Here is a 15032-nt window from a genome sequence, read left to right on the forward strand (position 1 = left end):
TATGGAGAGACATCGATGACAAGCGGGCTGGCCCGGGTCACGATCAGCGCCCCCCGGCGGCGGGTCGACGTGGCCCTGCCGGAGCAGGTACCCCTGGCCGAGTTGCTGCCCGAGGTGCTCCGGCACGCCGGTGAGGGGCTGGCCGACGACGGCGAACGGCACGGCGGCTGGGTGCTGCGCCGGACCGACGGCGGCGCGCTGGCCACCGCGCAGGCGCTGCTGCCCCAGGGCGTCCGCGACGGCGAGGTGCTGCACCTCGTCCCGGCCCGCGCCCAGTGGCCCGAGCTGGAGTACGACGACGTGGTCGAGGCGATCGCCGACGGGGCGCGCCGTCGCGGTGCCGCCTGGTCGCCCGGGGCCACGCGGGCCGCCGCCCTGGCCGGGGCGGGCGTGCCGCTGGCCGTCGGGCTGCTCGCCGTGCTGACCGCCGGTCCCGGGCCGCGCAGTGGCTGGCCGGTCGCCGCCGCGGTGGCCCTGCTCCTGGTGCTCGCCGCCACCGCCGCCTCCCGGGCCTTCGGTGACGGGCCGGTCGGCGCCACCCTCGGCGGGTACGCGCTGCCCTGGGCCGCCGCGGCCGGCGCGCTGGCGGTCGGCTCCGGTGACCCGGTCGGCCCGCTCGCGCCGCTGCGCTGGGTCGGCGCACCGGAACTGCTCGCCGGCTCGGTGGCGCTCCTGCTCGTGTCGGTGCTCGCCCTGCTCGGGGTGGCCAGCCGGTCCCGGGTCTTCCTGGCCGGCGCGACGGCCGGCACGGCCGGCGCGGCCGCCGGCCTCGGCGGGCTGTTCCTCGACCCGGCCGGCACCGCCGCCGTGCTGCTCTGCGCGCTGGTCTTCGCGCTCGGCGGGCTGCCGCTGCTGGCCATCCGGCTCGGCAAGGTGCCGCTGCCGCCGATCACCCTGCCCGCGCCGGCCGGCGGCCCGGCGGGTGTGCGCGACCTGCCCGACCGGACCCGGGTGCACGCGGCCGTGGCCCGCACCGAGGAGATGCTGACCGGGATGCTGCTCGGGCACGCGGTGCTGGCCGTCGTGGCCGCCGCGGTGCTCGCCACCACCGGCGGCGCCGCCGGCCGGCTGCTCGTGGCGGTCGGCTGCGGGGTGCTGCTGCTGCGCTCCCGGCTCTTCGTGGCGGTCCGCCACCGGGTGCCCGCCGTCGCCGCCGGGCTGATCGGGTACGCCCTGCTCGGCGCGGTGCTCGCCGACCGGGCCGGTCCGGCCGGCCGGCTGGCGCTGACCGTCGGCGGGCTGGCCGTGGCCCTGCTCGCCGTGGCGGCCGGCGCCACGTACGCCCGGCGGCCGGTCTCCCCGTACCTCGGCCGGCTGGCCGACCTGACCGACACCGCGCTGGTGGTCGCGGTGGTCCCGGTCGCCTGCGCGGTGCTCGACCTCTACGACCGGGCCCGCGGCCTGCTGGGCTGACCCGCACGCACGCGGGCCCGGGTCGCTCGCTGGAGCGGCCCGGGCCCGTCGGCGCGGATCAGGTCAGTGCAGGGTCTCGCCGCGCTCGGCGGCCTCCTTGGCACGCTGGTACGAGGCCACGATCTCGGCCTCGGCCTCGGTGCGACCCACCCAGGTCGCGCCCTCGACCGACTTGCCCGGCTCCAGGTCCTTGTAGACCTCGAAGAAGTGCTGGATCTCCAGGCGGTCGAACTCGCCCAGGTGGTGGATGTCCCGCAGGTGCTCCTGGCGCGGATCCTCGTAGGGCACGCAGAGGACCTTGTCGTCGCCGCCCTTCTCGTCCGTCATCCGGAACATGCCGATGGTGCGGCAGCGGATCAGGCAGCCCGGGAAGGTGGGCTCGGGCACCAGCACGAGCGCGTCCAGCGGGTCGCCGTCCTCGCCGAGCGTGCCCTCGATGAAGCCGTAGTCGGCCGGGTACTGCGTGGAGGTGAAGAGGGTGCGGTCCAGCCGGATCCGGCCGGTCGCGTGGTCCACCTCGTACTTGTTGCGGTGACCCTTGGGGATCTCAACCGTGACGTCGAAATCCATCTCCCACGCTCCCTCGTTTGCCCACGCTGGCTAACGGAAACCAGTGGCGTCGCCCACCGGACGGGGTGAACGCCCCCCGCCGGCTCCGGCCGCCGCATAGTGTTCGGACCGAAGTAGTGTCACCCAAGGCGCTTTTGAGCGGGGGAGGAGGGGGTCGTGGGGAGGGAAGATTCACACTACCGCCCCGAGGGGGTTGACGGGCCCAGGTCCGCGGGTTCCGGTTCCGGCGGGGCCACCGGCCGCGTCTCGATCCCCGGCACCACCCCCGGCCACCGCCCCGGGCCGCCCGTCGGGTCCGCCCCGGTGGGCCGCGCCAACCCCGGGCAGTACGGCCACCCCGGCCCCGCCGGACACGGCCGCCCAGCTCCCCAGGACCACGGTCGCGCCACCCCGCAGGAGTACGGTCGCCCCGCCCCGCAGGAGTACGGCCGTCCGCAGGAGTACGGCCGCGCGGCCCCGCGGGAGTACGGGCACGCCGATGCCCGGCAGCACGGGCACGCGGACCCCCGGGATTACGGCCCGGGTCCGGCCGCCCCGGTGAGCTGGCCGGGCTACGACGCTCCCGGCGGCATCCCCGTGAGCCCGCCGGTGCCGCCGGTCGGCGCCGCCCCGCTCCCGCCGACGCCCCCGCCGCCCCGCCGGCGCCCGGTCCGGCTGGTCGCGGTCCTGGCCGGCGTGCTCATCGTCGCCCTGGCCGCGGTCGGGCTGGCCGTGGTCCGCCCCGGCCCGGTTGCCGGCTGGCTGGGTGGCGACGACACCCCGACCGCCGCCGCGCAGTCGCCCGAGCCACCCCCGCCCGCCGTGCTGGCCGGCGCGGACGGCAACGCGCCACAGCCCACCCCCGAGGGGGTACGCGCCGCGCTCGAACCACTGGTCGGCGCCGCCGCGCTCGGTGACCGGGTGAACGTGTCGGTGGCCGACGTGACCACCGGTGAGGCCCTCTACGGCCGCGGGCAGGACAGCCCGACCGTGCCCGCCTCGGTGACCAAGCTGGCCACCGGGGTCGCCGTGCTGGCGGCGCGCGGCCCCGCGTACCGGATCCCCACCCGGGCGGTGGCCGGCGCGGCCCCCGGCGAGGTGGTCCTGGTCGGTGGCGGCGACCCCACCCTCGCGGTCGACAAGAACGGCTTCTACCCGGGCGCGGCCCGCCTGGACGACCTCGCCGCCCAGGTGCGCAAGGCGCTCGGCGGCACCGCCCCGACCAAGGTCACCGTCGACTCGTCCCTGTTCAGCGGCCCGGTCTACGAGCCCGGCTGGGACTCGGACATCCCGACCGGCGGGTTCGGCGCGGCGATCACCGCGCTGATGACCGACGGCGCGCGGCGGGATCCGGCGGAGGCCCGCCGGACCGAGGAGGCCATGAACCACGCCGCCGAGCGGGTGCCGCAGCCGGACCTCACCGCCGGCCGGCAGTTCGCCAAGCTCCTCGGGCTCACCGGGGCCGCCGCCGAGGCGAAGCGGGGCACCGCTCCCGCCGCCTCCGGCGCGACGGCGACCGGCACCCCCGCCCCGGGGGCCGAGCTGGGCAAGGTCCAGTCGCTGCCGATGGTCCGCCTGGTCGACATCATGATCAGTGACAGCGACAACGTGATCGCCGAGGCGATGGCGCGCCAGGTCGCGATCGCCAAGGGCAAGCCCGGCTCGTTCGCCGGCGGCGCGGCCGCCACCGACCAGGTGCTCGGCGAGCTGGGGCTGCCGGCCGGCGAGATCAGCCTGGCCGACGGCAGCGGCCTGTCCCGCACCAACCGGATCAGCCCGTCGCTGCTCACCGACCTGATCACGCTCGCCGGCAACGGGAGCCACCCCGACCTGGCCGCGATCTTCGGCGGCCTGCCCGTGGGCGGCTGGTCCGGCACCCTCGACGAGCGCTACCAGGCGTCGGTGACGAAGGCCGGCGCCGGCGTCGTCCGGGCGAAGACCGGCACGCTCAGCGGGGTGAACGCCATCGCCGGGCTGGTCACCACGGCCGACGGCCGGCTGCTCACCTTCGCGATCCTCACCGACCGCACCCCGGACAGCCTCGACGAGACCCGGCAGGCCCTCGACCGGATCTCCTCCGCGCTGGCCGGCTGCGGCTGCCGCTGACCGTCCTGCCCGGTGCGACCGGCGTCGATCCGCGCTCGCGAGCCCGGGTGGGGGTGTTGCGGCGCGGGTACGGTGGGTCCATGGCGCAGTTCGTGGACTGGGATCTGGCCGCCGCGACCGCGGGGGCGCTGGGCAAGTCGGGCCCCCGGGTGTCGTACGCCGAGGCCACCGACGTGGTGGGCGAGCTGCGCCGGCTGACCGAGGAGGCCGCCGGCCACGTCGCCGACTACACCGGCCTGCGCTCCCAGGTCACCCACCCGCCGGTCCGCGTGGTCGACCGCCGGGACTGGGCGGCCGCCAACATCGCCGGGCTGCGCGAGGTGATCACCCCGCTGGTGGACCGGCTCTCCGGCGCCAAGCGCCCCGGGCCGCTCACCGAGGCGATCGGGTCCCGGCTCACCGGGGTGCAGGCCGGCACCGTGCTGGCCTACCTCTCCGGGCGGGTGCTCGGCCAGTACGAGGTCTTCGCGGGTGACCCCGGCCAGCTGCTGCTGGTCGCCCCGAACATCGTCGAGGTGGAGCGGAAGCTGGGGGCCGACCCCCGGGACTTCCGGCTCTGGGTCTGCCTGCACGAGGTGACCCACCGGACCCAGTTCACCGCCGTGCCGTGGATGCGGGCGTACTTCCTCAGCGAGGTGCAGGCGTTCGTGGACGCGTCGCAGGGCGGCGAGCACCTGCTGGAGCGGCTGCGCCGCGGCGTGGCCACGCTCTCCGACGCGGTGAAGGACCCGGAGAGCCGGGCCAGCGTGCTGGACATCGTGCAGACCCCCGCGCAGCGGGCCGTGCTGGACCGGCTCACCGCGCTGATGACCCTGCTCGAGGGGCACGCCGAGTTCGTCATGGACGGCGTCGGCCCGCAGGTCATTCCCAGCGTCGACGCGATCCGGGCGGCGTTCAACCGCCGCCGCGAGTCGGGCAACGCCCTGGAGAAGGCGATCCGCCGGGTGCTCGGCATCGAGGTCAAGATGCGCCAGTACGCCGAGGGCCGCAAGTTCGTGCACGGCGTCGTGGACCGGGTCGGCATGGCCGGCTTCAACAAGATCTTCTCCTCGCCGCTCACCCTGCCCCGGCTCGACGAGCTGGGCGACCCGGACGCCTGGGTGGCCCGGGTGCACGGCGGGCCGGCGAGCGTCCCCCCGTCCGCCGGCTGAGTCGGTGGTCCGGGCCAGGAGCGAGCCGGGTTCGCCGGCACCGCGGTCGCGACCGACCGGCGACCGGGCCGCGCTCGCCCCGGCGGTCGCCGCCGTCCGGCTCGCCGTACGCCGCGCGTTGACCGGGCTGCCCGGGGCCGGGCCGGTGCTGGTCGCGTGTTCCGGCGGCGCCGACTCGCTGGCCCTGGCCGCCGCCACCGCCTTCGTGGCGCCGCGCCTGGGCCGCCGGGCCGGCCTGGTGACCGTCGACCATGGCCTGCAGTCCGGTTCGGCCGAGCGCGCCGAACGGGTGGCCCGCTGGGGGCGCGAGATCGGTCTCGATCCCGTCGAGGTGGTTCCCGTGATCGTCGCCGGCCGGCCCGGAGGCCCCGAGGCGGCCGCCCGGGAGGCCCGGTACGACGCCCTGCTCGCCGCGGCCCGTCGGTACGGCGCGGCCGGGATCCTGCTCGGTCACACCCGCGACGACCAGGCCGAGACGGTGCTGCTCGCGCTGGCCCGGGGCGCCGGCCCGCGCGGCCTGGCCGGCATGCCGCCGCGCCGCGAGCGGGACGGGGTGCCGCTGCTCCGCCCGCTGCTCGACGTCCCCCGCGACGACACCCGGGAGGCGTGCGCCGCGCTCGGGCTCACGCCGTGGGAGGACCCGCACAACGCCGACCCCGCGTACGCCCGCTCGCGCGTCCGCGCCGACGTGCTGCCCGCGCTGGTCCGGGCGCTCGGCCCCGGGGTGGTCGACAACCTGGCCCGGACCGCCCGCCTGCTGGCCGCCGACAACGCGGCCCTGGACGATGTGGCCGCCGCCGGGCTCTCCGCAGCCCGGGCCGCGGAGGGCGGGCTCTCGGTCGACGGCCTGGCCGCGCTGCCCGCGGCCGTACGCACCCGGGTGCTGCACGCCTGGGCCCGGGAGCTGGGCGCCTCGCCGGCCGCCCTGTCGCACCGGCACGTGGCGGCGCTGGACGCCCTGGTCACGGACTGGCGCGGGCAGGGCGCCGTCCATCTGCCCGGCGGCCTCCTCGTCCGCCGCCACGCCGGCCGCCTCACCACCTGACCCGCCCCGGCGGTCCGCATGCCGAACCGCCAGCCGGCCGAGGTGGCCGTGTCCGGCCGCTCGGGACACCGCCAGCTCGCCGAGCCCGCGGTGGCGGGCGCCCCGGATCAGGCGTCGACGCGCTCCCGGAAGGTGGTCCGGTAGGCGTGCGGGGTGGTGCCGACCCGGCGGGTGAAGTGGTGGCGCAGCGCCGCCGCGTCGCCGAACCCGGCCTGGTCGGCCACGTTCTCCACGCTCAGCCGGGTCTCCTCCAGCAGCCGCCGCGCGAGCAGGACCCGCTGGTTGGTCAGCCAGTCGTGGGGCGTGGTGCCGGTCTCGGCCCGGAACCGGCGGGCGAAGGTGCGGGGCGCCATTCCGGCCCGGGCGGCCAGCTCGTCCACGCTCACCGTCCGGTCCAGGTGTCCCATCAGCCACTCCAGCACCGGCTCCAGGGTGGGCGCCTCGGGGGCCTTCGGGATGGGCGCCTCGATGTACTGGGCCTGCCCGCCGTCGCGGTGCGGCGGGACGACCATCCGGCGGGCCAGCCGCGTGGCCGTGGCCGAGCCGTGCGCCTGGCGGACCAGGTGCAGGCAGGCGTCGATGCCGGCGGCGGTGCCGGCGCTGGTGAGCAGCCGCCCGTCCTGCACGTAGAGCGAGTTGCAGTGCACCCGGGCCGCCGGGAACCGCTCCTGCAGCTCGTCGACGTGCCGCCAGTGGGTGGTGCAGTCGCGCCCGTCCAGCAGCCCCGCCTCGCCGAGCACGAACGCGCCGGAGCAGACGCTGAGCAGCCAGGCGCCCCGGTCGGCGGCCCGGCGCAGGGCGGCCAGCACCGGCTCGGGGACCGGGGCCGTCCCGTCGCCGTGGGCGGGCACGGCCACCAGGTCGGCGTCCTCGATCGCGGTCAGGTCGGCGGTGGGGGTGAGCAGAAAGCCGGAGCGGCTGCGGACCGGGCCGCCGTCCACGGTGCAGACGTCGAACCGGTAGCCGGGGAAGCCGTCGGCGGTGCGGTCGGTGCCGAACACCTCGGCGACCACACCGAGTTCGAATGCGGCGACCTCTTCGAGGGCCACGACGGCGACGGATCGAAGCATGTGACGAGGGTAACCCGATAGGTGGCAGGAAATCGAGGCCCACTGGCATTCCTGCCACTGTCCGAACCGTACGGCGGGTCGCAAACTTGATGGTGTCCGGTGCGCACCGGCGGCGAAAACCACATCAACCACGCGAAAGCGAGCGCCGCCATGACCGTTCTGCTGCTCCTCTTCTTCCTGCTCCTCCTCGTCGGCGCCAGCGCCTCCGGGTTGACCGCCGACACCCGGGACTCGGCCGACTGGAAGCCGACCGAGGACGGGCGCCGCTGGCGCTCCCGCACCTGCTGAGGTGATTTGCTCCATGTGCGCCGTTAATCCTCGGCGGGACCGCGCCAAAAGGGGCGGCCCCGCCGACGGAGGCCATCCGGCGTACGGCAGGCTAGGAGCATGGCTGACGGCTCCTGGTACGACGCCGACATCGACCACGTGATCATCTCCGAGGCGCAGATCCGCGAGAAGACCGCGGAACTCGCCAAGCAGGTCTCGGCGGACTACGCCCACGTCGAGGACGGTCTCCTGCTCGTGTGCGTGCTGAAGGGCGCGGTCATGTTCATGGCCGACTTCGCCCGCGCGCTGGGCCGCCAGGGCCCGCCCGCCGAGCTGGAGTTCATGGCCGTCTCCTCGTACGGCCAGGGCACCACCTCCTCCGGCGTGGTGCGGATCCTCAAGGACCTGGACCGGGACATCGCCGGCCGGCACGTGGTGGTCGTCGAGGACATCGTCGACTCCGGCCTGACCCTCTCCTGGCTGCTGCGCTACCTGGAGTCGCGCTCCGCCGCCAGCGTCGAGGTGGTCGCCCTGTTCCGCAAGCCGGACGCGGTCAAGGTGCCGGTCCCGGTGAAGTACGTCGGCTTCGACATCCCGACCGAGTTCGTGGTCGGCTACGGCCTCGACTTCGGTGAGCGCTACCGCGAGGTGCCCTACGTCGGCGTGCTCAAGCCCGAGGTCTACGCCCGGGCCTGATCCCGGCACCCGGCCGGTCGTCAGCCGACGTTCAGCGGGCTCTCAGCCTTCCGGTCTACGGTAGAGGCCGGTGACGTGGAGGCACCCTCCACGCCCGACCCCTCGAACCGCGTGACCGGGCGGTCGGGTGGCCGGGTGGGGAGCTCCCCGCCACGCCGGCCCAAACCCGGGTTCGCCGTACGCGTAAGTGCCGGGCTCGCAAGCTCGCATCTGGCGCGAACGGTGTACCGTCGAATGACCGCGGCGCGGCAGTTGACGCGCCTCGGGGTCGGGGCCGGCCCGCACGGCGGCTGCGGCCGCCGCCCGAGGCGGCGACACCATTCAGACGGTCAGGACGTCGATCAGGAGGATGCGGGCGCCTCGGTGCCCGACAACAGCATGGAACGTACGCGTTTCTTCCGCCGACCGGTGGTCTGGATCATCCTGGTCATCCTCGGCGCCGTTGTGCTCAGTCAACTCTTCACGGCTGGCCCGAGCTACCACCGCGTGGACACGTCGGTGGCGCTCGACCAGCTCCACACCGCAAAGATCAACAAGGCGGTCTTCCAGGACAAGGAGCAGACGCTCCAGCTCGACCTGGCCCAGAAGACGAAGTTCGGCGACACCACCACCGACCGGATCGAGGCCCAGTTCCCCTACGAGGTGGGCGGCCAGGTCTGGAACGAGGTGCTGGACGCCAAGGCGGCCAACCGGGTCACCGGCCCGGCCGACACCAAGGTCTCCTCGGACAGCATCTGGGTGAGCCTGCTGGTCAACCTCCTGCCCATCGCGCTGCTGGTGCTCTTGCTGCTGTTCTTCATGTCGCAGATGCAGGGCGGCGGCTCGCGGGTGCTCAACTTCGGCAAGTCCAAGGCGAAGATGATCACCAAGGACACGCCGAAGACCACCTTCGCGGACGTGGCCGGGGCGGACGAGGCCGTCGAGGAACTGCACGAGATCAAGGACTTCCTGCAGAACCCGGCGAAGTACCAGGCCCTGGGTGCCAAGATCCCGAAGGGCGTGCTGCTCTTCGGCCCGCCCGGCACCGGTAAGACCCTGCTCGCCCGCGCGGTGGCCGGCGAGGCCGGTGTGCCGTTCTACTCGATCTCCGGCTCGGACTTCGTGGAGATGTTCGTCGGTGTCGGCGCCAGCCGGGTCCGCGACCTCTTCGAGCAGGCCAAGTCGAACGCGCCGGCGATCGTCTTCGTCGACGAGATCGACGCGGTCGGCCGGCACCGCGGCGCCGGCATGGGCGGCGGTCACGACGAGCGGGAGCAGACCCTCAACCAGCTGCTCGTCGAGATGGACGGCTTCGACACCAAGGGCGGCGTCATCCTGATCGCCGCCACCAACCGGCCGGACATCCTCGACCCGGCGCTGCTGCGCCCGGGCCGCTTCGACCGGCAGATCCCGGTCGACGCCCCCGACATGGAGGGCCGCAAGGCCATCCTGCGGGTGCACGCCAAGGGCAAGCCGTTCACGCCCGACGTCGACCTCGACTCGGTCGCCCGGCGCACCCCCGGCTTCAGCGGCGCCGACCTGGCCAATGTGATCAACGAGTCCGCGCTGCTCACCGCCCGAAAGGACCAGCGGGCGATCACCAACGACTCCCTGGAGGAGTCGATCGACCGGGTGATCGCCGGTCCGCAGCGCCGGACCCGGGTGATGAGCGACCAGGAGAAGAAGATCACCGCGTACCACGAGGGTGGGCATGCGCTGGTCGCCTGGGCGCTGCCGCACGCCGCGCCGGTGCACAAGGTGACCATCCTGTCCCGGGGCCGGTCGCTGGGCCACACGCTGGTCCTGCCGACCGAGGACAAGTACACCCAGACCCGGGCCGAGATGATCGACACCCTGGCGTACGCGCTGGGTGGCCGGGCCGCCGAGGAGCTCGTCTTCCACGAGCCCACCACCGGCGCCGGCAACGACATCGAGAAGGCCACGCAGCTGGCCCGCGCGATGATCACGCAGTACGGCATGAGCTCCAAGCTCGGCGCGATCAAGTACGGCACCAGCGGCGACGAGCCGTTCCTCGGCCGCAACATGGGCCACGAGCGGGACTACTCGGACGCGGTGGCCGCCGAGATCGACGGCGAGATGCGGGCGCTGATCGAGCTGGCCCACGACGAGGCCTGGGAGATCCTGGTGGAATACCGGGACGTCCTGGACAACATCGTGCTCGAGCTCATGGAGAAGGAGACCCTCTCCACGGCCGACATGGCCCGGATCTGCGCCCGGGTGGCGAAGCGCCCGCCGATGGCCCCCTACCACGGCTTCGGCAAGCGCCAGCCCTCCACCGAGCCGCCCGTGCTCACGCCCGCCGAGAAGGAGACCCTCAAGGCGCAGGCTCAGGCCGACGGCGCCTCGGTCGGCGGGTCGCCCTCGAACAACTCGGACGGTACCCACTGACCACCGACCCGACGGCCAGCTCCCGCAAGCGGGAGCTGGCCGTCTCCGCGACCGAGCCCGACGGGGACGACGCGCTCGACTACGTCGCCGCGCGCCTGATCAGCGGCAAGCTGACCGGGCGCCCGGTGGAGGAGAGCGTCGACCTGGCCCGCATCGAGAAGGCGGTCCGGGAGATCCTCGTGGCCGTCGGCGAGGACCCGGACCGGGACGGTCTCCAGCAGACGCCGGCCCGGGTCGCCCGCGCGTACGCGGAACTCTTCGCCGGCCTGCGGGTGGACCCGGCGCAGGTGCTCAGCACCACCTTCGAGGCCAACCACGAGGAGTTGGTGCTCGTCCGGGACATCGACGTGATGAGCCTCTGCGAGCACCACCTGCTCCCGTTCCGGGGCAGCGCCCACATCGGCTACATCCCCGGCCCGGACGGCCGGATCACCGGCCTGTCCAAGCTGGCCCGGCTGGTCGAGGTGTTCGCCCGGCGCCCGCAGGTGCAGGAGCGGCTCACCTCGCAGATCGCCGACCTGCTGATGACCAAGCTGGCGCCGCGCGGCGTCGTGGTGGTGCTCGAGTGCGAGCACATGTGCATGGCGATGCGCGGCATCCAGAAGTCCGGTGCCAAGACGATCACCTCGGCGGTCCGGGGCACCCTCCAGAACGACGCCAAGTCACGCGCCGAGGCGATGGCACTGATCATCCCGCGCTGACCGCACCGACAGCGGGCCCTTCCCACGGGAGGGGCCCGCTGTCGTGTCCGGACTCAGCCGGCCAGCATGGCCAGCAGCAGGCCGGCCGTGGCCAGCACCGCCGGGACCAGGCAGACCAGCGCACCGAAGCGGGGCGTCCGGTCCACGCGGTCGGTCGGTCGGGGCCGGAACAGCCGCCCCACCGCGAGCCACCCCAGCATGAACGCGACCGCCGGCAGCGGCAGCCCCACCACGAGCGCGAGCAGCGTCACCGCGCCGGTGCCCGTGACCAGGAAGATCGCGAGCTGGACCAGCGGGACCAGCAACGCCAGCGGCCCGTAGACCAGCAGGTTGCGGGGATACGCCGGCCAGCGCGCCAACCGGGGCAGGCCGCGCGCGGCGAGACTGTCGTCCGCCGCGTCCGCCCAGCCCCGGGCGGTGCGCAGCGCGGCCAGCACGGCCGCCGGCCCGGCCGCCATCGACCGGGCCGCCTCGGACACCTCCGGCGGCGTCGGCAGCAGCGAGATCGCCGGGACGCCCAGCTCCCGCAGCCGCGACTGCTGCGGGGCGAGGCGCTCGCGGACCGCGGTCAGCTCCTCCCGGGCGGCCGCCACCGACCGGGCCTGCTCACTGGCGGCGGTCGCCGCGGCCCGGCGTACGCCGTCGAGCTGGCGGGCGGCGGCCACATAGTCCGCCCAGGCCGCCCCGGCCGGGTCCGGGTCGACCGTCGGGCCGCCGGACCGGGGCGCGGGCACCGCCGTGCCGGTCTCGCTCACGGTGCCTCCTGGGTCCGCGACTGCGGGGCTCGCAAGACCGGCTCACTCCTCGCGCTCACGATGTCTCCTGGGTTCGCGACTGCGGGGCTCGCAAGACCGGCTCACTCCTCGCGCTCACGATGTCTCCTGGGTTCGCGACTGCGGGGCTCGCAAGACCGGCTCACTCCTCGCGCTCACGATGTCTCCTGGGTTCGCGACTGCGGGGCTCGCAAGACCGGCTCACTCCTCGCGCTCACGATGATCCCTCCCCGAACGGCACCAGGACCGTGCCCTGCTCGCCGGGGCCGTCCCAGAGCACCGCGCGGCCCGGCCGTGGCCGCCAGAGCACCGGGCGGTCGAAGAGCTGCTCCAGCCGGGCGCCGGGCACGTCGGTGACCACCACGGCGGTGAGCTTGTCCACCTCGCCCTCGGGACCGAGCAGCCCGGCCAGCGGGGCCACCGTGCGCCACCAGCCGAGCAGGTGCCGGCCGGCCGGTGGGCCCTCCAGCAGCAGCGCCCGCAGCAGGTCGGGCGGCAGTTCGTTCGCGTCCGGCACGTCCAGGCCGAACACCACGAGGTAACCCGGCTCGTCCGAGGCCATCGCCGCCCGCAGCCCGGTCACGTCGACGATCTCCACCCGGTGCCGCCCGGCCAGCTCGGCGGCCAGCACGCCGGCCGGCTCGGCCGACCCGTTGGCCAGCGGCGCCAGCACGAACCGCGTCGCGCCGGGGTGCGCCGCCGCCGCGCTGCGGACCGCCGTGCCCAGCAGCCGCTCGGCCTCCTCGTCGCGGCCCAGCACGGCCAGGTTCCGGCCGGCGGCCGGCCCGAGCGGCACGGCCACCGTGGAGCGCCGGACGTCCACCGCCCGGCCGAGCAGGGCGGCGGGCGCGTGCGCCCGCCCGGCCAGCGCGGCCCGGTGCCGCGGGTCGTTGGCGAGCAGCGGGCGGGCGAACCCGGCGAAGACCACCGGCGGGGCGGTCCCCTCGGGCCGGGCCGACCAGAGCCGGTGCCGCAGGTCGGCGAGGACGGCCGGGTCGTCGTGCGGGTCGGGGAACCGGATCATCCGTTCGTGGCCCCGGGTCGCGCCGCGCGGGCCGCCCAGCCCACCGGCGGTGTTCACCACGGCGCTGCCCACCGGCAGGCCGGCCGCCGCGTCGTTGGTCGGCTCCAGCACGGCCGAACCGCCCGGCAGCGCCACCCGCACCGGGAACTGGCCGAGCAGCGGGTCCCGCGGGCCACCGATGCCGAGGTCGCCCTCGCCGGCCAGGACCAGGTGGATCCCGTACGACCGGGCGGCGCGGGCCAGCCCGTCGAGCCGGGTCAGCAGGTCGGCGGCGAGCCGGTCCCGCTCGCGCAGCAGCAGCGGGAAGTTGTCGATCACGCAGACGATCCGGGGCAGCGACTGGTGCTGGCGCAGCTCGGCGTAACGCTGCCCGCCGGCCCGCCGGGCCGCCTCCTCCCGGCGGCGCAGCTCGGCCTCCAGCTCGCCGAGCAGGTCCGCCACGTACTCGCGGTCGGCGGCCATCCCGGCGGCCCGGACCTGCGGCACCCACGACCGGTCCCGCTCGGTCTGGAGGAACTCCACGAAGGACTCGCCGTCGTCGACGTCGGCCAGGTAGAGGACCAGCTCGTCGGGGCCGTAGCGGGCGGCCAGGCCGAAGAGCGCGTCGGTGAGGAACGCCGAGCGCCCGGCCTGGGAGCGGCCGCTGACCAGCCAGTGCGGGGTCAGCTCGGTGAAGCCCAGGCTGACCGGCCGCCCCGCGGCGTCACCGACCGTCGTGGTGAGCCCGTCGACCGAACCCTCCGCCCACAGGTCGCCGGGCAGCAGGTCGGTGAGGGCCAGGCGGGAGCCGTCCTCGATCTGCCGGACCAGCCGCCGGCACACACCGGTGACCAGCTCGCCGGGCGGATCCTCGTCAAGGAAGACCGGCGAGTTCAGCCCGCCCGGCGACTCCGCCGCAGGGCTGCTGAAACCGGCGCCGGGCGGGTCACCGACCAGCGCGTACGCGGTGCGCACCGCGAGCGGGGTGGCCTGCGGCAGCGGCGTACCGGCGGGCCAACCGGCCACCACCAGGTGCAGCCCGGCCCGCGGACCCCGGTCGGCCAGTTCGGCGAGCCGGTCGAGATCGGACGGTGCGACCCCGTCGGGCAGGGCGGCCACCACCACCAGCAGCGTGCGGTCGTGCCCGCGCTGGCGGGCCGTGCCGGCGGCCACCCACTGCTCGGCCTCGGCCAGCACCGCCCGGAGCCCGGCCAGGTCGGTGGCGGGCGGCGGCAGCAGGCCCGCGTCGGCCAGCGCCGCGTATCCGGCGAAGGTGGCACCCGAGCCGCCGTCGACCGCGCGGGCCAGCAGGGCGCCGGCCGGACTGGCCGCGAACAGCCGCAGCAGCAGGGCCCGGAGCAGCCCGGCCACCCTCGGATCGCCGGCGTCGGCGTCGACGCTCAGATGTCCACTGCCGAGCAGCGGCACGAGGGTGGGGAACCGGGCGTCGTCCAGCGGTGCGGCGACACCGACCCGCACGAAGGCGGGCGGACCGTCTCCCGGCGCGGTCGTCGGGGTCAGCGTCTCCAGCGGCTCGCCGGCCCAGCCCGGCGCGGCGACCGCCGCCGCGGCACGGAGCCGCTCGGCCAGCTCGTACTGCCGGTGGTGATCGGCGGGAGCGGGCCGGATCTCGTCGAGGATCCCGGCCGCCGCGGTCGCGGTGGCCTCGGCCCTGCGGTGCAGCGCGGCGGCCCGGCCGGCGCGCGCCTTCGGACTCGCCACCGTCCACCTCTCTTCCCGAGGCCGACACTCCTCCCCGGCTGTGACGGTATCCCAGCCGGGGGCCGTCCTCCGGGATGTCGGTCGGCGCGGTGCCCGGCTCCGCGGTGAGCAGGCTCACGCGCCGGCCCGGGTCGGCGGTTCGCCACGA

Annotated in this window: 12 protein-coding genes; 8 read left to right on the top strand and 4 right to left on the bottom strand. The window is 75.4% G+C overall.

Annotation, left to right across the window (positions count from 1 at the left end; all coding sequences use genetic code 11):
• The first annotated feature begins 15 nt into the window (after window positions 1-15).
• Window positions 16-1413 carry a type VII secretion integral membrane protein EccD gene (eccD, locus tag GA0070214_RS21580; RefSeq protein WP_091266981.1) on the top strand — a complete coding sequence of 466 codons (1398 nt, stop codon included), beginning with the start codon at window positions 16-18 and terminating at the stop codon, window positions 1411-1413.
• 63 nt (window positions 1414-1476) lie between these two features.
• On the opposite strand, the gene GA0070214_RS21585 is transcribed toward eccD, so the two are convergent.
• Window positions 1477-1983, bottom strand: coding sequence for an inorganic diphosphatase (locus GA0070214_RS21585; protein ID WP_091266984.1), 507 nt, complete (start codon window positions 1981-1983; stop codon window positions 1477-1479).
• Window positions 1984-2559: 576 nt separating this feature from the next.
• Here GA0070214_RS21585 and dacB point away from each other — a divergent pair.
• The 3 genes from dacB to tilS all read left to right on the top strand — a co-directional run bounded on the left by dacB (window position 2560) and on the right by tilS (window position 6264).
• The gene (gene dacB / locus GA0070214_RS21590) at window positions 2560-4068 is read left to right on the top strand and encodes a D-alanyl-D-alanine carboxypeptidase/D-alanyl-D-alanine endopeptidase (protein WP_377463216.1); all 1509 of its coding nucleotides are present in this window, start codon (window positions 2560-2562) and stop codon (window positions 4066-4068) included.
• Window positions 4069-4148: 80 nt separating this feature from the next.
• Window positions 4149-5219, top strand: a complete 1071-nt coding sequence (locus GA0070214_RS21595; RefSeq protein WP_091266987.1) for a zinc-dependent metalloprotease — start codon at window positions 4149-4151, stop codon at window positions 5217-5219.
• A 118-nt stretch (window positions 5220-5337) separates the two neighbouring features.
• Window positions 5338-6264 carry a tRNA lysidine(34) synthetase TilS gene (tilS, locus tag GA0070214_RS21600; protein WP_244167807.1) on the top strand — a complete coding sequence of 309 codons (927 nt, stop codon included), beginning with the start codon at window positions 5338-5340 and terminating at the stop codon, window positions 6262-6264.
• Between the two features lie 107 nt (window positions 6265-6371).
• Here tilS and GA0070214_RS21605 read toward each other — a convergent pair whose 3' ends face one another.
• Window positions 6372-7334 carry a GlxA family transcriptional regulator gene (locus GA0070214_RS21605; RefSeq protein WP_091266993.1) on the bottom strand — a complete coding sequence of 321 codons (963 nt, stop codon included), beginning with the start codon at window positions 7332-7334 and terminating at the stop codon, window positions 6372-6374.
• Window positions 7335-7484: 150 nt separating this feature from the next.
• On the opposite strand from GA0070214_RS21605, the gene GA0070214_RS31935 reads away from it, so the two are divergent.
• The 4 genes from GA0070214_RS31935 to folE all read left to right on the top strand — a co-directional run bounded on the left by GA0070214_RS31935 (window position 7485) and on the right by folE (window position 11386).
• On the top strand, window positions 7485-7622 hold the full coding sequence (locus tag GA0070214_RS31935; protein ID WP_167364315.1) for a hypothetical protein: 138 nt from the start codon (window positions 7485-7487) through the stop codon (window positions 7620-7622).
• A gap of 99 nt (window positions 7623-7721) precedes the next feature.
• Window positions 7722-8297, top strand: coding sequence for a hypoxanthine phosphoribosyltransferase (gene hpt, locus GA0070214_RS21615; RefSeq protein ID WP_091267002.1), 576 nt, complete (start codon window positions 7722-7724; stop codon window positions 8295-8297).
• A 378-nt stretch (window positions 8298-8675) separates the two neighbouring features.
• Window positions 8676-10685 (top strand): ATP-dependent zinc metalloprotease FtsH, encoded by a 2010-nt coding sequence (ftsH, locus tag GA0070214_RS21620; protein WP_091267614.1) that lies wholly within the window; start codon window positions 8676-8678, stop codon window positions 10683-10685.
• Window positions 10686-10720: 35 nt separating this feature from the next.
• Window positions 10721-11386, top strand: coding sequence for a GTP cyclohydrolase I FolE (gene folE, locus GA0070214_RS21625; RefSeq protein WP_091267005.1), 666 nt, complete (start codon window positions 10721-10723; stop codon window positions 11384-11386).
• Window positions 11387-11439: 53 nt separating this feature from the next.
• Here the strand turns inward: folE and GA0070214_RS21630 are convergent, their stop codons facing one another.
• Both GA0070214_RS21630 and GA0070214_RS21635 read right to left on the bottom strand, forming a co-directional pair.
• Window positions 11440-12141, bottom strand: coding sequence for a hypothetical protein (locus GA0070214_RS21630; RefSeq protein ID WP_091267009.1), 702 nt, complete (start codon window positions 12139-12141; stop codon window positions 11440-11442).
• A 232-nt stretch (window positions 12142-12373) separates the two neighbouring features.
• Complete coding sequence (locus GA0070214_RS21635; protein WP_091267013.1) at window positions 12374-14884, bottom strand: FtsK/SpoIIIE domain-containing protein; 2511 nt, start codon at window positions 14882-14884, stop codon at window positions 12374-12376.
• Window positions 14885-15032: the final 148 nt, after the last annotated feature.

It is taken from the genome of Micromonospora chaiyaphumensis (assembly GCF_900091435.1).
Lineage (GTDB): Bacteria > Actinomycetota > Actinomycetes > Mycobacteriales > Micromonosporaceae > Micromonospora > Micromonospora chaiyaphumensis.